The sequence below is a fragment of the Streptomyces sp. NPDC090083 genome (genome assembly GCF_044747445.1).
Taxonomy (GTDB): domain Bacteria; phylum Actinomycetota; class Actinomycetes; order Streptomycetales; family Streptomycetaceae; genus Streptomyces.
Genome location: NZ_JBIVED010000003.1, coordinates 1014230 through 1032288, shown reverse-complemented (window position 1 = coordinate 1032288; position 18059 = coordinate 1014230). Strand labels below are relative to the sequence as shown.

Below are 18059 nucleotides of genomic sequence, written 5' to 3'. Positions count from 1 at the left end.
ATCTTCGGGGCAAGGACGTCGGGGGCGCGTGGTGGCCATGTGGCTCCGTGGTGTTCGACCACTGCCGGTACTGTTCGGCGAATGAGCTCGCTTAATCTCGACGACTTCACCGATCTGATCGAGCGCCCCGACGGCGGTGTGCGCCGTGACGCCGAGGCCCGGCGGGAACGTCAGATCGTGCCGCCCGGAGCGCTGGGCCGACTCGACGACCTGGGTGAGTGGCTGGCGGCGGCGCAGGGCGCCGTGCCGGTGCGGCCGGTCGAACGGCCGCGCGTGGTGCTGTTCGCCGGCGACCACGGGATCGCCTCGCTCGGTGTGTCGGGCCGGCCCGCGGGCAGCGCAGCCGAGCTGGTGCGGTCCGTGCTGGAGGGCGGCAGCCCCGCCGCAGTGCTCGCCCGGCGGCTCGGCGTACCGGTGCGGATCGTGGACATGGCCCTGGACTGCGAGCCGGACTCACTCCCGGACGCGGTCGTGGAGCACCGGGTACGGCGGGGCAGCGGGCGGATCGACATCGAGGACGCGCTGACGCCGGAGGAGGCGGAGGCCGCCTTCAACGCCGGTGTCGCCGTCGCGAACGAGGAGGCCGACTCCGGTACGGATCTGGTGGTGCTCGGCGATGTCAGCGTCGGCGGCACCACCCCGGCGTCCGTGCTCATCGCGGCGCTGTGCGGCACCGACGCCTCGGTCGTCACCGGGCGGGGCGGGCTCGCGATCGACGACCTGGCGTGGATGCGCAAGTGCGCCGCGATCCGGGACGCGCTGCGGCGGGCCCGGCCGGTGCTGGGCGACCAGTTGCAGCTGCTCGCGACGGTGGGCGGCGCCGACCTCGCGGCGATGACCGGGTTCCTGCTGCAGAGCGCGGTACGGAAGCTTCCGGTCATCCTGGACGGCGTCGTGGCCGCCGCCTGCGCCCTGGTCGGCCAGCGGGTCGCCTTCCGCGCCCCGGACTGGTGGCTCGCCGGCCAGAACAGCGGCGAACCGGGCCAGGCGAAGGCCCTCGACCGGATGGCCCTGGAGCCCCTCCTCGACCACGGCGTGACCGTCGGCGAGGGCGCGGGCGCGCTGCTCGCCCTGCCGCTGGTGCAGGCCGCGGCGGCCCTCTCGGCCGAACTGCCGCTCCGGGCGGAGGAGTCGGCGGAGTCGGCGGACACGGGCACGGAGGGGTCCGTGGAGCCCGCGGAGGCCGGAGAGTCCGCGGACCAGGCCCTCGCGGCGGAACCGGCCGTCGACGCGGAAGCCGTCAAGAACCCCGAGTGACCTCGGCGGGGACGAGCACGGGGTCCCGCCCGGGCGGAGGGGGCCGGTCCGCACAGGGTGCCCAGGTGGCGAATGACCGTCCGCCGCGTCGACGCCCATATGATCCTCCTTCATGGGAGATGTCCGGGTCGGGTCCGTTCAGGAACGTCACAGCTCAGCGGCCTCGCGGCGGGCCGCGGCCTTCGCCGTCTGGTATCTGCGGGCGGTGGCGTTCATCAACTTCCTCAGCGCGGCGTGGGTTTCGCTGGGGCAGGACGTGCGGCGGCACAACCAGGAGAACTACTTCACGCCGTACCTGCTGACGGCGGGCTTCGCGTCCGGGGTGTTCACCGCGTTCCTCGCCATCACCATGCGGCGCCGCAAACGCGCCGCGTGGATCCTGAACCTGGTGGTCAGCGGGCTGTTCCTGGCGTTGTTCGGGTTCGCGATGTCGTTCCCGGAGATCCGCAGGTACCCGCAGAACTGGATCTCCCTGGTCCTGACCGCCGCCTTCGTCGCCTCCCTGTTCGTGGGGCGCCGGGAGTTCTACGCGAAGGGCGACCGCTCCAACCCCCGGCTCGCCGCCGTCGTCGCGGTCGCCGGAACCCTGGCCGCCTCGCTGCTCGCCGGCCTGCTGGTGACGGTCACCAACCAGGCTCGGGACGCGTCCCGTTCGACCTTCGTGGAACGCTGGCACTACGGCGCGTTCCGGCTGGTCTCCATCGCCGCCCCGGAGAATCGCTTCCCCGGCATCTGGACGCCGAACTGGGTCAACGTCGCCATCAACGTCCTCAGCACCCTCCTCGTCCTCGCCGTCTTCTACGCCGCCTTCCGCTCCCGGCGCGCCGTCGACCCGCTCACCGAGGACGACGAGAAGCAGCTGCGGGCACTCCTGGAGCGCCAGGGCGAGCGGGACTCGCTCGGGTACTTCGCGCTGCGCCGGGAGAAGAGCGTGGTGTGGTCGCCGACCGGCAAGGCGGCCGTCGCCTACCGGGTCGTGGGCGGGGTCTCGCTGGCCTCCGGCGATCCGATCGGCGACCCGGAGGCATGGCCCGGCGCGATCGAGCCGTGGCTCGCCGAAGCCCGGGTGCACGGCTGGATCCCGGCCGTGATGGGCGCGAGCGAGGAGGCCGGCACCGTCTACGCCCGGCACGGCCTGGACGCCCTCGAACTCGGGGACGAAGCCCTCGTCGAGGTCGCCGAGTTCACCCTCGAAGGACGCGCCATGCGGACCGTCCGGCAGGCCTACAACCGGGTGAAGCGGGCCGGGTACACCGTGCGGATCCGGCGCCACGAGGACATTCCGGCCGACGAGATGGCGTATCTGCTCAAGCGCGCCGACGACTGGCGCGACGGGGCCACCGAGCGCGGGTTCAGCATGGCGCTCGGACGGCTCGGGGACCCGGACGACGGGCAGTGCGTGATGCTCGAATGCACGGACGGGGAAGGCGAGTTGAGGGCGGTGCTGTCCTTCGTGCCGTGGGGGCCGCACGGGCTCTCCCTCGACCTGATGCGCCGTGACCGCGACTCCGACAACGGGCTGATGGAGTTCATGGTGATCGAACTCCTGCGCCGCGCCCAGGAGATCGGCATCACGCAGGTCTCGCTCAACTTCGCCATGTTCCGCTCGGTCTTCGAACGCGGGGCGCGGATCGGCGCCGGGCCGGTGCTGCGGCTGTGGCGGTCGCTCCTCAGCTTCTTCTCGCGCTGGTGGCAGATCGAGTCGCTGTACCGCGCCAACGCCAAGTACCGGCCCATCTGGGAGCCCCGCTTCCTCCTCTTCGAGAAGAGCGCGGACCTGCTGCGCATCGGCCTCGCGTCGGCGCGCGCGGAAGGGTTCCTGGAGGCTCCGGGCCTGCCGAAGTGGCTGCACCGCAAGCACCTGGAGACGCACAGATGAACCGCCTCGCCCGCTGGGCCCGCGCCGAATGGGGACTGCTCCACGTCACCGTGCGCGAGCCGCTGGTGAAGCGGCGCTGGCGGGCGATCCCGATGACGATCGGCGCGGTGCTGCTGACGGCGCTGCTCCAGTTCGTGCAGAACCGGTCCTGGGGCTACCAGTTCGTGCAGAACACGGGCGCGGTCAGGGCCGTGGACCCGCTGTGGCTGGCCCTTCTCCGCACCCCGCTCTCCCTGTTCGTCCCGGCCCTCGACCTCCCCGTGTGGGGCGCGCTGGCCCAGATCCTCTTCGTGTTCGGCATCGCGGAGATCGCCCTCGGCCGCTGGCGCACGCTGGTCATCGCCTATGCCGCGACCCTGGCCGGCACGCTCTACGCCCGCCTCGGCATCCGGCTCGGCTTCGACAACCCGTTCGGACTGCCCGGATCGGACCGGCTGGTCGTGGACACCGGCCCGTCCGCCGCGGTGGTCGGCCTCGCCGTCTTCGTCGCATGGCGCTACGGCGCGTACGTCACCGCCCTCGCGGTCACCGCCGCGATAGCGGTCGAGGTGATGCTCAAGGGCAACCTCGCGGGCAAGGAACACCTGGCGGCGATCATCGCGGTCGGCCTGCTGTGCCTGATCTCGGCGGTACGGCACCGCGGGCTTCCCCTGGCCTAGGCGGCGGGCGGCTGCCCGCGGCCGGGGATCCGCACCGGCTCCGGGTCCGGTTTGCCGCCGATCCAGTCCTGGACCTTGCGGCGCGGGCCCGCCCAGCGGCGGTCGTGGTGGTAGGCGCGGAGGGTGGAGCGCGCCCGGGCCCGGTGGCGGCGCTTGCGGTAGAAGCGCTTGGCCCAGGGGGAGCCCGGGCGGGCCAGCCGGACCGCGCCGACGAAGGCGACCAGCGGGACCAGGACGCCGAAGACCGCCATGCGGGCCTTGCCCTTGCTCAGGGCGATGAGGGAGAAGAAGAAGTTCACGGCGACGCTCACGATCACGCTGGCGCGGTCGTGGAGTTCGGAGTCGGTGAGGTCGTTGACGCCGAACGGCGAGAAGCCGGCGAGGACGAACCCGACCAGGGCCGCCGTGAGGACCACCGCCTCGACGCTCTTGCGGCCCGCCTCGGTCCAGTACACGTCGTCGAGGTAGAGGATCAGCGCGAACTCGTCGAGCACCAGGCCCGCGCCGATCCCGAAGACGATCGCGAAGATCGCCGATCCGACGCCGTAGCGGGTGCTGGCCACCGCGCCGAACCCGCCGAGGACGCTGAGCACGACCCCCGGGACGACGTGGTGGATGTGCACGTCACCGGCCTTGATGTTGCCGAAGGGGCCCTTGCCGGCGCGGATCATGCGGGTGATGACACGGGTGACGAGGAAGGTCAGGACGAAGGCGGTCAGCGCGAGGAGGAGCGGGAGCTTGCCCGGCTCGACGATGTTGCGGTACAGCCAATGTCCCATATGGGCACTTTAGCCACGGCCCGCTCGGGTGCCCTCCCGATCGCCGGGTAGCCTGCGCCGGTGTCCAAGACCCCGCCTCTCGACGGCCTCCGCTTCGCGTTCGGCACCCTGACCGTTCTGCCGGTCACGGTGACCCGCTGGGACCGGGAGGCCGCGCGGGCGGGGATGCTGGCGGCACCGGTGGTGGGCGTGGTCGTCGGTGGCTGCGCGGCCGGGGCCGGACTGCTGCTGCTGTTGCTCGGAGCGAGTCCCCTGCTCGCCGCCGTCGGAAGTGCCGCCGTGCCCGCCGTGCTCACGCGCGGGCTGCATCTGGACGGGCTCGCGGACACGGCCGACGGGCTGGGGAGCGGGAAGCCGGCGGAGGACGCGCTGCGGATCATGAAGCAGTCGGACATCGGGCCGTTCGGGGTGCTGGCCCTGGTCTTCGTGGTGCTCGCGCAGGTGGCCGCGCTCTCCCAGCTCTACGGCGACTCGTGGGGCCGGGGTGCGGTCGGGGCGGTCGTCTCGGGGGTCGTGGCCCGCCTGGCGCTCACCCTCGCCGCCCGCACGGGGGTGCCCGCGGCCCGGCCCGAGGGGCTGGGGGCGGCGGTCGCGGGGGTCGTGCCGGTTCGCTCCGCGGTGGGGCTGGCGGCCGGGGTCGTGGTGGTGGGCGGGGTGTGCGGGTGGGGGCTCGGGGTGTACGGGGTCGTGCCCGCGGTGGTCGTGGCGCTGGTCGTCGCGGAGCTGCTGCTGCGGCACTGCCGGCGGCGGTTCGGCGGGGTGACCGGGGACGTGTTCGGGGGGCTCGCGGAGAGCGCGGCCACGGCCGCTCTCTTGGTGCTTTCACTAAACGGCTGAGCGGCCGAGCGCGGGATCGTCCCGGCCGGTCGCGCGGTTCCCCGCGCCCTTCGGGCAGCTCGCCTTTGCTGTACGTCGACGGGACCGGCGTGCTCGGAGGGCCCACCCGGACGGACCCCGTTCCGCCGCTCCGCGGACCCCGCGGGAATGAGCCGGTGGGCACACGCGCGTAGGCTCGTCCCGGGTGCTCGGCAGCCCCCTGTTCCCACCACCGCCGCAGGTCGGAAATAGGGTCGTCCGTCGGGCCCGGTCGACCCACCCCGATCGACCACAGCAACTCAACATCGGAAGCGAGATTTCACCACTGTGACTGCTCTCACTCTCAGCACCGCCGCGGCGCCCGGCCTGCGGGCCGACGCGATCGTGATCGGTGTCGGCAAGGGCGGCAAGGGCCCGGTCGTCGCACCGGGCGCCGACGCCGTGGACAAGGCGTACGACGGCAGGCTGGCCGGCGTCCTGGAGACCCTGGGCGCCACCGGTGCCGAAGGCGAGATCACGAAGCTGCCCGCACCGGCCGGCTTCAAGGCCCCGCTCGTGCTCGCGGTGGGACTCGGCGCGGAGCCCGAGGAGGGCGAGGCCTACGACGCCGAGGCGCTGCGCCGGGCCGCCGGAGTCGCCGCCCGCGCGCTCACCGGCGCCAAGAAGGCCGCCTTCGCGCTCCCCCTCACCGACGCCGCCGACGCCGGCGCGATCGGCGAGGGCGCGCTGCTCGGCGCGTACTCGTTCGACGCGTACAAGGGCAGCGCCAAGGACGCCAAGGCGGGCGGCAAGGCCCCCCTCGCAGAGGCCGCCCTGCTCGGCGGCAAGCCGCGCGACAAGGAGTACAAGGCGGCCGTGGAGCGTGCGCTCGCGGTCACCGAGGAGCTCAACCGCGCCCGCGACCTCATCAACACCCCGCCGAACGACCTCGACCCCGAGGCCTTCGCCGCCGTCGCCCAGACCGCGGCCAAGGAGCACGGCATCAAGGTCCAGGTGCTCGACGAGAAGGCGCTGGAGAAGGGCGGCTACGGCGGCATCCTCGGCGTCGGCGCCGGGTCCGCGGCCGGTCCGCGGCTGGTGAAGCTGTCGTACACGAACGCCAAGGCCACCAAGCACCTCGCGTTCGTCGGCAAGGGCATCACGTACGACTCGGGCGGCATCTCGCTCAAGCCGGCCGGGCACAACGAGACGATGAAGTGCGACATGAGCGGTGCGGCCGCGGTGTTCGCGGCCGTCGTCGCCGCCGCGCGGCTCGGCCTCGAGGTCAACGTGACCGGCTGGCTGGCGCTGGCCGAGAACATGCCGTCCGGCTCCGCGACCCGTCCCGGTGACGTGCTGCGGATGTACAGCGGCAAGACCGTCGAGGTGCTCAACACGGACGCCGAGGGCCGTCTCGTCCTCGCGGACGCGCTGTGGGCCGCGTCCGCCGAGAAGCCGGACGCGATCGTGGACGTGGCGACGCTGACCGGCGCGATGGTGCTGGCGCTCGGCAGCCGGACCTTCGGCGTGATGGCGAACGACGACGCGTTCCGCGCGGCGATCGTCGACGCGGCCGAGGAGGTCGGCGAGCCGTCGTGGCCGATGCCGCTGCCCGAGCACCTGCGCAAGGGCATGGACTCCCCCACCGCCGACATCGCGAACATGGGTGAGCGGATGGGTGGCGGGCTGGTCGCCGGGCTGTTCCTGCGCGAGTTCGTGGGCGAGGGCATCGCCTGGGCGCACCTCGACATCGCCGGGCCCGCGTTCAACGAGGGCGGGCCGTTCGGCTACACCCCCAAGGGCGGGACGGGCTCGGCCGTGCGGACGCTGGTACGGCTGGCGGAGCTGACCGCCGCGGGGGATCTGGGCTGACGTTCTCCGCCCAGTGGCTCGGTTCCCCGGGTGCGCGGGCGGCTGCGGGCCGGTTGTGGCCGGTCGCGCAGTTCCCCGCGCCTCCCGGGGGATCGCGCCCGGGTGTCTCACCCGTGCGCCGTCTCTCATGTGAGCGTGTGGTGTCTCACACCCCGGCCCGGCGTCTCGTCGGCCTCCGACAAGTGCGAAGATGGGCTCGGCAGGACAGGGCCCCCACCACAGGGCCGAAGAAAGAGCGGCCGGACACCAGCCGCCGACCGGTCACCGCTGACCGGCGTGGCGCACATGCATGGAGGACGTGACGTGGCGAACGACGCCAGCACCGTTTTCGACCTAGTGATCCTCGGCGGTGGTAGTGGCGGCTACGCCGCGGCCCTGCGCGGGGCCCAGCTGGGCCTGGACGTCGCCCTGATCGAGAAGGACAAGGTCGGCGGCACCTGCCTGCACCGGGGGTGCATCCCCACCAAGGCCCTGCTCCACGCGGGCGAGATCGCCGACCAGGCCCGCGAGAGCGAGCAGTTCGGCGTCAAGGCCACCTTCGAGGGCATCGACGTACCGGCCGTCCACAAGTACAAGGACGGCGTGATCTCGGGCCTCTACAAGGGTCTCCAGGGTCTGATCGCATCCCGCAAGGTGCACTACATCGAGGGTGAGGGCAAGCTCTCCTCCCCCACCTCCGTCGACGTCAACGGCCAGCGCATCCAGGGCCGCCACGTCCTACTGGCGACCGGCTCCGTGCCGAAGTCGCTGCCGGGCCTGGAGATCGACGGCAACCGGATCATCTCCTCGGACCACGCCCTCGTCCTGGACCGCGTGCCGCAGTCCGCGATCATCCTCGGCGGCGGTGTCATCGGCGTGGAGTTCGCCTCCGCGTGGAAGTCCTTCGGCGCCGACGTGACGATCATCGAGGGCCTGAAGCACCTCGCCCCCCTCGAGGACGAGAACTCCTCCAAGCTTCTTGAGCGCGCGTTCCGCAAGCGCGGCATCAAGTTCAACCTGGGCACCTTCTTCTCGAAGGCCGAGTACACCGAGAGCGGTGTCAAGGTCACCCTCGCCGACGGCAAGGAGTTCGAGGCCGAGGTCCTGCTCGTCGCCGTCGGCCGCGGGCCCGTCTCCGCCGGTCTCGGCTACGAGGAGCAGGGCGTCGCCATGGACCGCGGCTACGTCCTGGTCGACGAGTACATGCGGACGAACGTCCCGACCGTCTCGGCCGTCGGCGACCTCGTCCCCACGCTCCAGCTCGCGCACGTCGGCTTCGCCGAGGGCATCCTGGTGGCGGAGCGTCTGGCCGGTCTCAAGGCCGTCCCGATCGACTACGACGGTGTCCCCCGGGTGACGTACTGCCACCCCGAGGTCGCCTCCGTGGGCATCACCGAGGCCAAGGCCAAGGAGATCTACGGCGCGGACAAGGTCGTCGCTCTGAAGTACAACCTCGCGGGCAACGGCAAGAGCAAGATCCTCAACACCTCGGGCGAGATCAAGCTCGTCCAGGTCAAGGACGGTGCCGTGGTCGGCGTCCACATGGTCGGCGACCGTATGGGCGAGCAGGTCGGCGAAGCCCAGCTGATCTACAACTGGGAGGCGCTGCCCGCCGAGGTCGCCCAGCTGATCCACGCCCACCCGACGCAGAACGAGGCTCTCGGCGAGGCGCACCTGGCACTGGCCGGGAAGCCTCTCCACTCCCACGACTGACCCCCTCGGTCGGACGACGACACAGACTTCCGCAATTCGTAAGGAGCAACCGAAACCATGGCGGTTTCCGTAACCCTTCCGGCGCTCGGTGAAAGCGTCACCGAGGGCACTGTCACCCGCTGGCTGAAGGCCGAGGGTGAGCGAGTAGAGGCCGACGAGCCGCTCCTCGAGGTGTCGACCGACAAGGTCGACACCGAGATCCCGTCGCCCGTCGCCGGCGTGCTGGCCTCCATCAAGGTGGCCGAGGACGAGACCGTCGAGGTCGGCGCCGAGCTGGCCGTGATCGACGACGGCACCGGCGCGCCCGCCGCGGCTCCGGCGCCGGCCGCCGAGCCCGAGGCGGCTCCGGCCCCCGAGCCCGCTCCGGCCCCGGCCGCCGAGGCCCCCGCGGCTCCGGCGCCCGCCCCGGCCGCCCCCGCCGAGACCCCCGCCGCTCCGGCGGGCGGCGCCTCCGGCACCGACGTCGTGCTGCCCGCCCTGGGCGAGTCGGTCACCGAGGGCACCGTCACCCGCTGGCTGAAGGAGGTCGGCGAGGAGGTCGCGGAGGACGAGCCCCTCCTGGAGGTCTCGACCGACAAGGTCGACACCGAGATCCCCTCCCCGGTCGCCGGCGTCCTGCTGGAGATCCTGGTCGGCGAGGACGAGACCGCCGAGGTCGGCGCCAAGCTCGCCGTCGTCGGCGCCCCGGGTGCCGCTCCCGCGGCTGCCCCGGCCCCGGCCGCCCCGGCGCCCGCTCCGGCGGCTGCCGCTCCGGCTCCGGCCCCCGCACCGGCCGCCCCCGCGGCTCCGGCCGCTGCGCCCGCCCCGGCCGCGCCCGCGGCTCCGGCTCCGGCGCCCGCCCCGGTCGCCGCCGCTCCGGCCGCTCCCGCCGCCCCGGCGCCCGCCCCGGTCGCCGCGGCTCCGGTCGCCCCGGCCGCTCCGGCGCCCGCCGCCGCACAGCCCGCGGACGACGGCGCCTACGTCACCCCGCTGGTGCGCAAGCTCGCGTCCGAGCACGGCGTGGACCTGTCCACCGTCAAGGGCACCGGCGTCGGCGGCCGTATCCGCAAGCAGGACGTCATCGCCGCCGCCGAGGCCGCGAAGGCCGCCGCCGCTCCGGCTCCGGCCGCGGCTGCCGCACCGGCCGCCGCCAGGAAGGCCCCCGTCCTGGAGGCCTCCCCGCTGCGCGGCCAGACCGTCAAGATGCCCCGCATCCGCAAGGTCATCGGCGACAACATGGTCAAGGCGCTGCACGAGCAGGCGCAGCTGTCCTCGGTCGTCGAGGTCGACGTCACGCGGCTGATGCGGCTGCGCGGCCAGGCCAAGGACTCCTTCGCCGCGCGCGAGGGCGTCAAGCTCTCCCCGATGCCGTTCTTCGTGAAGGCGGCGGCCCAGGCGCTGAAGGCCCACCCGGCCATCAACGCCCGGATCAACGTCGAGGACGGCACGATCACCTACTTCGACACCGAGAACGTCGGTATCGCGGTGGACTCCGAGAAGGGCCTGATGACCCCGGTCATCAAGCACGCGGGCGACCTGAACATCGCCGGTATCGCCAAGGCCACCGCCGAGCTCGCGGGCAAGGTCCGGGCGAACAAGATCACCCCGGACGAGCTGTCCGGCGCGACCTTCACCATCTCCAACACCGGTTCGCGCGGCGCGCTCTTCGACACGATCATCGTGCCCCCGAACCAGGTCGCGATCCTCGGCATCGGCGCCACGGTCAAGCGCCCCGCCGTGATCGAGACGGAGGACGGCACGGTCATCGGCGTGCGCGACATGACCTACCTGACCCTCTCCTACGACCACCGCCTGGTCGACGGCGCCGACGCGGCCCGTTACCTGACGGCGGTCAAGGCGATCCTCGAGGCCGGCGAGTTCGAGGTCGAGCTCGGCCTGTAGTCGGCCGCCAGGTCCGTTGTCTGTACGGTGCCCCCGTTCCGGAGTCCTCCGGGCGGGGGCACCGCGCGTTTCCGGGTGCGCCGCCTCGCCCGCCGTCCCGGGTCCGGGCGTACGATCCCGTCGTGCGCGCGCCGATGCCGCCGCCGCGACGCGGGGACCCCGGCCGACTCGGCCGGACTCCCGGGCGCCGTCCGGTCTCACGAAGTCCCGGACGCCACCACCGCCACTCCCGCCCCGAGCCCCCTGTTCCGCGGCGCCCCCGACGCCCCGGACGGCCATCGCGCCGATCGTGCCGTCGGCGTGTAAGTCTCGTCTCACCTGCATGAAAGCGCCCCCGTGCGCCCCTCCCGAGCGGGCGTGCGGCCTTATTGTCTAAACGTCAAACGCCCTTAAGGAGCTCTCATGACCGCGCCCGTCGTCCACTCGCTGCGCGAACAGATCCGCGAGCACATCGTGGAGGGGATCGTGAGCGGTCGCTGGAAGCCGGGCGAGCGGATCGTGGAGCGGCGGATCGCGACCGAGCTGGAGGTGTCCCAGACGCCGGTGCGGGAGGCGCTGCGCGAGCTGGAGTCGCTGCGGCTGATCGAGTCCGCGCCGAACAAGGGCGTACGGGTACGGAATCTGACGGCGGCCGACCTGGAGGAAAGCTATCCGGTGCGGGCCGGTCTCGAGGCCATCGCGGCGGAGCTGGCGGCGGGGAGGCTGGCCGAGGACTGCTCGGCCCTGGAGCCGCACGTCGCCGCGCTCTACGACGCGGACCGCGCCGCGGACGGCACCGGCCAGGTCCGTCACACCGTCGGTTTCCACCGCGAGCTGGTGCGGGCGGCGGGCAACTCCGTGCTGCTGCACACCTGGGAGGGCCTGGGCATCGAGGTCTTCACGGCGCTGTCGATCCGGTGGCTGGGGACCGTGCAGCAGTCGTACGCGGAGGAGCACGAGGAGTTGGTGGCCGCGTTCCGGCGCCGGGATCCGCGGATCGCGGAGCTGGTGAAGGCGCATGTTCTGGGGTGCGCCCCGCGCCCGTGACACGGCCGGGCACATCTGCGCACACCCTGGCTCACCTGCGAAAACCCCGGATTTCCACGACACCCTGTGCCGCCGCTCAAGGCACCCCGTGCCGACTTTCCGGTAATCAAGATATTTTGCCCGGGAACCTTTGATCGATCATCGATCAGGGAGTTACAGTCACGGACGGGCTCCCACCACAGAGCCCGCCGCCCTGTCCTGCCAAAGACCAAGGGCACCCCCGACATCCCCTTGCCGACGAGGGAACCCCCCTTCGACTGAGGAAGGCGGCGTTATGACCGACCCCTACGCCATCCAGCCGAGCGAGCTCGACCAGCTCCCGGACCGCGACCCCGAGGAGACCGCCGAATGGCAGGCCTCCCTGGACGCCGTCGCGAAGGCCGCTGGCCCGCACCGCGCCGCGTACCTGATGCGCCGCACGCTGGAGCGCGCGGAGGGCAACGGCCTCGCGCTGCCCAAGTTGCTTGAGACGGACTACGTCAACACCATCCCGACCGCCGCCGAACCCGCCGCCCCCGGCGACGCGGCGCTGGAGCGCCGGATCACCGCGTGGAACCGCTGGAACGCGGCGGCGATGGTCACCCGCGGTGCCAAACACGGCGTCGGCGGCCACATCGCGACCTTCGCGTCCGCGGCCTGGCTGTACGAGACGGGCTTCAACCACTTCTTCAAGGGCAAGGAGGCCGACGGGTCGGGCGACCAGCTCTACATCCAGGGCCACGCCTCCCCCGGCATCTACGCCCGCGCCTTCCTCGACGGCCGCCTCACCGAGACGCACCTCGACAACTTCCGCCAGGAGGCGGGCGGCAACGGCCTCCCGTCGTACCCGCACCCCCGCCGGCTGCCCTGGCTCTGGGAGTTCCCGACGGTGTCGATGGGCCTCGGCCCGCTGTCGGCGATCTACCAGGCCCGCTTCAACCGCTACCTCACCGCGCGCGGCATCAAGGACGTCTCCGAGTCGCACGTCTGGGCGTTCCTCGGCGACGGCGAGATGGACGAGCCCGAGTCGACGGCGGCCCTCGCCCTCGCCTCCCGCGAGGGTCTGGACAACCTGACCTTCGTCATCAACTGCAACCTCCAGCGCCTCGACGGCCCGGTCCGCGCGAACTTCAAGATCGTGCAGGAGCTGGAGGCCCAGTTCCGCGGCGCCGGCTGGAACGTCATCAAGTCGCTGTGGGGCAACGCCTGGGACGAGCTGTTCCGGCTCGACACCACCGGCGCCCTGGTACGCCGGCTGCGCGAGGTACCGGACGCCCAGGTGCAGACGTATCAGACGCGTGACGCGGCCTACATCCGCGAGGACTTCTTCGGCAAGGACCCGGCGCTCGTCGAGCTGGCGAAGCTGCTGAGCGACGACAAGATCCTGGAGTGCTTCCACCTCTCGCGCGGTGGCCACGAGGCGTCCAAGGTCTACGCCGCGTACAAGGCGGCCGTCGAGCACAAGGGCGGCCCGACGGTCATCCTCGCGCAGACGGTCAAGGGCCACACGCTCGGCGAGGGCTTCGCGTCGAAGAACGCCAACCACCAGATGAAGAAGCTCTCCACGGACGAGTTCAAGCAGATGCGTGACCTGCTCGAACTCCCCATCAAGGACAGCGACTTCGTCGACGGTGTGGTGCCCTACGGCCACCCCGGCGCCGACTCCCCCGAGGTCCGCTACCTCCAGGAGCGCCGCGCTGCGCTCGGCGGCCCGGCACCCGCTCGCCGTACCCACCCGCTGCCCGCGCTGCCCGCCCCCGCCGAGAAGGCGTTCGCGTCCTTCGACAAGGGCTCCGGCAGCCAGAACGTGGCGACGACGATGGCCTTCGTCCGTCTCGTCAAGGACCTGGTCCGCGACAAGGAGACCGGCAGGCGCTGGGTGCCGATCGTCCCCGACGAGGCGCGCACCTTCGGCATGGAGAGCCTGTTCCCGTCGCTCGGGATCTACTCCCCGAAGGGCCAGACGTACGAGCCCGTCGACCGCGACCAGCTCATGTACTACAAGGAGGCCAAGAACGGCCAGATCCTCAACGAGGGGATCACCGAGGCCGGTTCGATGGCGGACTTCATCGCCGCGTCGACGTCGTACGCGACGCACGGCGAAGCGATGATCCCCTTCTACATCTTCTACTCGATGTTCGGCTGGCAGCGCACCGCCGACCAGATGTGGCAGCTCGGCGACCAGCTCGGCCGCGGCTTCCTCGTCGGCGCGACGGCCGGCCGTACGACCCTGACGGGCGAGGGCCTCCAGCACGCCGACGGCCACTCCCCCGTCATCGCGGCGACGAACCCCGCCGCCCTGTCGTACGACCCCGCGTTCGCCTACGAGGTCGCCGCCATCGTGCGGGACGGCATCCGCCGGATGTACGGCGAGGCGGCACCGGGCGAGGACCCGAACGTCTTCTACTACCTCACCGTCTACAACGAGCCGATCCCCCAGCCCGCCAAGCCGGCCGGCCTCGGGATCGACGAGGGCATCGTCAAGGGCCTGTACCGCTTCAACACGGCCGAGTCCGCCGGGCTCTCGCCGGTCGCCAACGCGGCGCGGATCCAGCTGCTCGGTTCCGGTACGGCGATCCACTGGGCGCTGAAGGCGCAGCGGATGCTCTCCGAGGAGTGGGGTGTCGCGGCCGACGTCTGGTCGGCTACGTCCTGGACCGAGCTGCGGCGGGACGCGCTGGACGCGGACGCGGCGCTGCTGCGGGGCGAGGAGCGGGTGCCGTACGTGCGGCAGGCGCTGCACGGGGCCGAGGGGCCTGTCCTCGCGGTGTCCGACTACATGCGGCAGGTTCCCGACCAGATCGCGCAGTGGGTCGAGCAGGACTGGTCCTCGCTGGGCGCGGACGGGTTCGGCCTGTCCGACACCCGGGACGCGGCCCGCCGTCACTTCGGCGTCGACGCGGAGTCGATCGTCGTGGCCGCGCTGGCCCAGCTCGCGCGCCGCGGCGAGGTCAAGGCGACGTCGGTGAAGGAAGCGCGGGAGCGGTACGGGCTGTAGGGCTGTCTCCTCGAACGCCGGAGGGGCTGGAGCATCAGCCCGTCCGGCGTTCGAGGACGAGGCCGTCCAGGCCGAAGCGGGGGTCCGGGGGCGGCGGCCCCCAGGGCCGGGTAGGGGCGGCGGGGGCGAGATCCCTCATCATGGGACGTATGCGCGCTGCCCGTCTCATCAAAATGGTGCTGCTGCTCCAGTCCCGCGCCACCATGACCGCCGCCGAACTGGCCCGGGAACTGGAGGTCTCCGAGCGCACGGTCACCCGGGACGCGCAGGCCCTCTCCGAGGCAGGCGTCCCGGTGTACGCGGAGCGGGGCCGCGCCGGCGGCTACCGCCTGGTCGGCGGCTACCGGACCCGCCTCACCGGCCTGGCCCGCAGCGAGGCCGAGGTCCTGTTCCTGAGCGGAGTACCGGGCGCCCTGCGCGAGATGGGCCTGGAGGACGCGGCATCGGCGGCCCGCCTGAAGGTGTCCGCCGCCCTCGTCCCCTCCCTCAGTGACGCCTCGCACACGGCGGCCCAGCGCTTCCACCTCGACGCCCCGGCCTGGTTCCGCGAGCCGAAGACGCCCGAACTGCTGCCCGTCGTGGCCGACGCGGTGTGGGACGACCGGCGCGTGGTGGCCCGCTACCGGCGCGGTGACACCGTGGTCGAGCGCCCGCTGGAACCGTACGGCCTGGTCCTGAAGGCGGGCGTCTGGTACCTGTGCGCCCGCGTGGCCGACCGTGACGCCTTCCGCGTCTACCGCATCGACCGGTTCACGGCGATGGATCAGGCGGAGGAACGTTTCGTACGGGACGAGGACTTCGACCTCCCGGCGTTCTGGGACGAGCGGGCGGAGCAGTTCGCGCGGTCGATCCTGCGGGCCGAGGTGGTCGTGCGGCTGTCCGAGGACGGCGCGCGAAGACTTCCGTACGCCGTCGATCCGGCCGCCGCGCGGGAGGCGCTGAAGGCGGCGGACGCGCCGCGGAACGAGGGCGGCTGGGTGACGGTGACCCTCCCGGTGGAGTCCGAGGAGGTCGCCCGCGGCCAGCTCGCGGAACTGGGCCCGGAGGTGGAGGTGCTGGCACCGGAGAGCCTGCGGGCCCGGTTCGCGAGGGACGCGGCCCGGCTCGCCGAGCTGTACGGGACCTGACCACCCGCGCCACCCCCGTCACACGGCCCCCGTGCCTCCGCCGATAACGATCTGCCCCGCTCCAGGTGACAATCCGCTGCACTCCACGTGCGTACCACCCCTCAAGGACCGATGCTTGACCCGTGATGGACGAGACGGAGTTCTGGGAGCTGGTGGACGGCACCCGCGAGGCCGCCGAGGGCGACCCCGAGGAGCAGGCCGACCTGCTCGTCGACCGGCTGCTGCTGCTCGACCCGGAGCTGGTCCTGGACTTCGCCCGGCACTTCGAGGCCCGTTACAACCGCGCCTACACCTGGGACCTGTGGGGTGCCGCGTGGGTACTGCTGGACGGCGCGAGCGACGACGCGTTCGACTTCTTCCGGTGCTGGCTGATCGGCCAGGGCCGTGAGGTGTACGAGGGTGCCGTGCACGACCCGGACTCGCTGGCCGAACTCATCGACGACTTCGACGACGAGATCGACGGCGACGGGGAGGAACTGGGCTACGCGGCGGACGAGGCGTACGAGCAGCTGACCGGTGCCGTCGCCCCCGACCTGGGGATTCCGGCCGCGCCCGCCGAGCCGCTCGGGGCACCGCTCGACCTGGAGAACGACGCGGTGCTCGCGGAGCGCTTCCCGAAGCTCAGGGAGAGGTTCCGGCAGGACTGAGCCGGGGTACTGGCGTGGGTGCCCGCTCTCCGATCGACCCGATCCCAGTGAGGTCACCGTGGCCCGAATACCGTACCCGGAGCGCCCCGCCAAGGCCGTCGACGCGCTTCCCACTCCGTTGAACGCGTTCCGCATGCTGTCCCACGCCCCCGATCTGACGGGCCCGGCGATCGACCTGGGCATGGCGGTGCTCGGCACCTCGCTGCCGGTGCGGCTGCGCGAGCTGGTGGTGATGGCGGTGGCCACGCACACCGACTGCGCCTACGGGATCGTCCAGCACCGCCCGATCGCGCTGCACGCGGGGCTCACCGTCGAGCAGTTGGCGTCGGTGGTGGAACTCCGGCCCGAGGACGGCGAGTTCGACGAGCTCGAATCGGCGCTGCTGACCGCGTCCAAGGAGCTGGTGACCCACCACGCGCTCACGGACGGCACGTTGGGCGCGCTCCGCAAGCATCTGACCGACCGTCAACTGGTCGAGGTGATCACGACGGTCGGCTACTACACGATGCTCGCCGGTCTCCTGAACGGCCTCGGCGTGGACATCGACCCGGTCGGCGAGAAGTACCTGGACCTCGGCAGGAGTGTCACAGAAACGTCCTGATGCCACCGGGGCCAGAACCACTCCGGGACCGTGAACCTCCAACTGGGCGACAACGTAAGCCAGTTCACCCCTCGGAGGGGTCATGTTCCCGATCGTCCGCACGCGTTCGATGATCCTGCTCGGTGCCGCCGTCGTCGTCGTGGGGGTCGCCGCGCTGGGCGGCGCGCTCCTGTTCGCCGGGAAGGACGCCGAGGGCTCGAACCTCGCCGACCCGGACCCGCAGGCCGTCAGCGAGGTCGCCGTCTGCTCGGACGTGAAGGTCCACGCCTGGGTCACGATGAACATCGGCACGGTCTCCGAGCCCGACGACAAGTTCGTCGACTACGACGTCGACGCCACCCGCCACGACCACGACCCCTTCGGCCGCACCCTGGCCAAGGGCTGCAACAGCGCCGCCGGGGCCTTCGGGTCCCGGATGCAGTTCAAGGCCCCCGGCCTCAACAAGGGCCGCCCCCTCTACGTGACCGCCCCGGCCGACCGCCGGCACGTCCTGGTCCTCCGTCTCACCCAGCACCCGGACGGCACGGTCACCAGCACGCAGCAGACGGTCGCCGCCCGCTGACGCGACCGTCAGGCGGCGGTACGGCGGCGGCTGGTGTCCGCCGGGATGTAGGCCTGCGGCTGCTCGACCTTGACCGCGTGGCGCATCGGGGCCGCGTTGGCCTGGTCGAGCGCGGAGGCCGTGACGGCGGCCGGGCCGAGGATCACGGTGGCGACCGCGCAGACGACCGCCCAGGGGCCGCGGGCGGACCTGGCCCAGCCGGCCGACTTCTCCGTGGTGTCGGAGTCACTGCTGTTCATCTTCCCCACCTCCAGCTCAGTGCGTGTGCATGACGATAGGGAGGCCGGCCAGGGGAACCCGGTGAG

At 72.2% G+C, this 18059-nt stretch carries 15 protein-coding genes; 13 read left to right on the top strand and 2 right to left on the bottom strand.

Annotated features, from left to right (window positions below; translation table 11 throughout):
• The first annotated feature begins 81 nt into the window (after positions 1-81).
• The 3 genes from cobT (at position 82) to ACIPTO_RS15605 (ending at position 3795) form a co-directional block, all read left to right on the top strand.
• A complete protein-coding gene (cobT, locus tag ACIPTO_RS15615) occupies positions 82-1257 on the top strand; it encodes a nicotinate-nucleotide--dimethylbenzimidazole phosphoribosyltransferase (protein ID WP_401192058.1) in 1176 nt (391 codons plus the stop codon).
• Positions 1258-1369: 112 nt separating this feature from the next.
• Positions 1370-3136 carry a phosphatidylglycerol lysyltransferase domain-containing protein gene (locus ACIPTO_RS15610; protein WP_401192056.1) on the top strand — a complete coding sequence of 589 codons (1767 nt, stop codon included), beginning with the start codon at positions 1370-1372 and terminating at the stop codon, positions 3134-3136.
• Entirely contained in the window at positions 3133-3795 is a 663-nt protein-coding gene (locus tag ACIPTO_RS15605) for a hypothetical protein (RefSeq protein ID WP_401192053.1), read from the top strand. Before ACIPTO_RS15610 ends, ACIPTO_RS15605 begins: the two co-directional genes overlap by 4 nt.
• Here ACIPTO_RS15605 and ACIPTO_RS15600 read toward each other — a convergent pair.
• A complete protein-coding gene (locus ACIPTO_RS15600) occupies positions 3792-4574 on the bottom strand; it encodes a hypothetical protein (protein WP_401192050.1) in 783 nt (260 codons plus the stop codon). The genes ACIPTO_RS15605 and ACIPTO_RS15600 overlap by 4 nt on opposite strands.
• A 60-nt stretch (positions 4575-4634) precedes the next feature.
• Here ACIPTO_RS15600 and ACIPTO_RS15595 point away from each other — a divergent pair, with 60 nt between their 5' ends.
• From ACIPTO_RS15595 to ACIPTO_RS15550, 10 genes are all read left to right on the top strand, one after another.
• Positions 4635-5411: an adenosylcobinamide-GDP ribazoletransferase gene (locus tag ACIPTO_RS15595; RefSeq protein ID WP_366327275.1), complete on the top strand. Its 777-nt coding sequence runs from the start codon at positions 4635-4637 to the stop codon at positions 5409-5411.
• A gap of 306 nt (positions 5412-5717) precedes the next feature.
• Positions 5718-7241 carry a leucyl aminopeptidase gene (locus ACIPTO_RS15590; RefSeq protein WP_366327273.1) on the top strand — a complete coding sequence of 508 codons (1524 nt, stop codon included), beginning with the start codon at positions 5718-5720 and terminating at the stop codon, positions 7239-7241.
• 303 nt (positions 7242-7544) lie between these two features.
• Positions 7545-8933: a dihydrolipoyl dehydrogenase gene (gene lpdA, locus ACIPTO_RS15585; RefSeq protein ID WP_366327271.1), complete on the top strand. Its 1389-nt coding sequence runs from the start codon at positions 7545-7547 to the stop codon at positions 8931-8933.
• A 57-nt stretch (positions 8934-8990) separates the two neighbouring features.
• Positions 8991-10814, top strand: coding sequence for a 2-oxoglutarate dehydrogenase, E2 component, dihydrolipoamide succinyltransferase (gene sucB, locus ACIPTO_RS15580; RefSeq protein ID WP_401192046.1), 1824 nt, complete (start codon positions 8991-8993; stop codon positions 10812-10814).
• A 402-nt stretch (positions 10815-11216) separates the two neighbouring features.
• Positions 11217-11840, top strand: a complete 624-nt coding sequence (locus ACIPTO_RS15575) for a GntR family transcriptional regulator (protein WP_366314408.1) — start codon at positions 11217-11219, stop codon at positions 11838-11840.
• Positions 11841-12114: 274 nt separating this feature from the next.
• Positions 12115-14817 (top strand): pyruvate dehydrogenase (acetyl-transferring), homodimeric type, encoded by a 2703-nt coding sequence (aceE, locus tag ACIPTO_RS15570; RefSeq protein ID WP_366314406.1) that lies wholly within the window; start codon positions 12115-12117, stop codon positions 14815-14817.
• A 149-nt stretch (positions 14818-14966) separates the two neighbouring features.
• On the top strand, positions 14967-15944 hold the full coding sequence (locus ACIPTO_RS15565; RefSeq protein ID WP_401192043.1) for a helix-turn-helix transcriptional regulator: 978 nt from the start codon (positions 14967-14969) through the stop codon (positions 15942-15944).
• A 125-nt stretch (positions 15945-16069) separates the two neighbouring features.
• Entirely contained in the window at positions 16070-16591 is a 522-nt protein-coding gene (locus ACIPTO_RS15560; RefSeq protein ID WP_366314521.1) for a DUF4240 domain-containing protein, read from the top strand.
• 58 nt (positions 16592-16649) lie between these two features.
• Positions 16650-17192, top strand: a complete 543-nt coding sequence (locus tag ACIPTO_RS15555; protein ID WP_366314402.1) for a carboxymuconolactone decarboxylase family protein — start codon at positions 16650-16652, stop codon at positions 17190-17192.
• Between the two features lie 82 nt (positions 17193-17274).
• The gene (locus tag ACIPTO_RS15550) at positions 17275-17754 is read left to right on the top strand and encodes a hypothetical protein (RefSeq protein ID WP_401192040.1); all 480 of its coding nucleotides are present in this window, start codon (positions 17275-17277) and stop codon (positions 17752-17754) included.
• A gap of 8 nt (positions 17755-17762) precedes the next feature.
• On the opposite strand, the gene ACIPTO_RS15545 is transcribed toward ACIPTO_RS15550, so the two are convergent.
• Entirely contained in the window at positions 17763-17993 is a 231-nt protein-coding gene (locus tag ACIPTO_RS15545; protein ID WP_366314398.1) for a hypothetical protein, read from the bottom strand.
• Positions 17994-18059: the final 66 nt, after the last annotated feature.

Coding starts and splice junctions, on each gene's coding strand:
- cobT (WP_401192058.1), top strand. CDS start 82: ATGAGCTCGCTTAATCTCGACGACTTCACCGATCTGATCGAGCGCCCC.
- ACIPTO_RS15610 (WP_401192056.1), top strand. CDS start 1,370: ATGGGAGATGTCCGGGTCGGGTCCGTTCAGGAACGTCACAGCTCAGCG.
- ACIPTO_RS15605 (WP_401192053.1), top strand. CDS start 3,133: ATGAACCGCCTCGCCCGCTGGGCCCGCGCCGAATGGGGACTGCTCCAC.
- ACIPTO_RS15600 (WP_401192050.1), bottom strand. CDS start 4,574: ATGGGACATTGGCTGTACCGCAACATCGTCGAGCCGGGCAAGCTCCCG.
- sucB (WP_401192046.1), top strand. CDS start 8,991: ATGGCGGTTTCCGTAACCCTTCCGGCGCTCGGTGAAAGCGTCACCGAG.
- ACIPTO_RS15575 (WP_366314408.1), top strand. CDS start 11,217: ATGACCGCGCCCGTCGTCCACTCGCTGCGCGAACAGATCCGCGAGCAC.
- aceE (WP_366314406.1), top strand. CDS start 12,115: ATGACCGACCCCTACGCCATCCAGCCGAGCGAGCTCGACCAGCTCCCG.
- ACIPTO_RS15565 (WP_401192043.1), top strand. CDS start 14,967: ATGCGCGCTGCCCGTCTCATCAAAATGGTGCTGCTGCTCCAGTCCCGC.
- ACIPTO_RS15560 (WP_366314521.1), top strand. CDS start 16,070: ATGGACGAGACGGAGTTCTGGGAGCTGGTGGACGGCACCCGCGAGGCC.
- ACIPTO_RS15550 (WP_401192040.1), top strand. CDS start 17,275: ATGTTCCCGATCGTCCGCACGCGTTCGATGATCCTGCTCGGTGCCGCC.
- ACIPTO_RS15545 (WP_366314398.1), bottom strand. CDS start 17,993: ATGAACAGCAGTGACTCCGACACCACGGAGAAGTCGGCCGGCTGGGCC.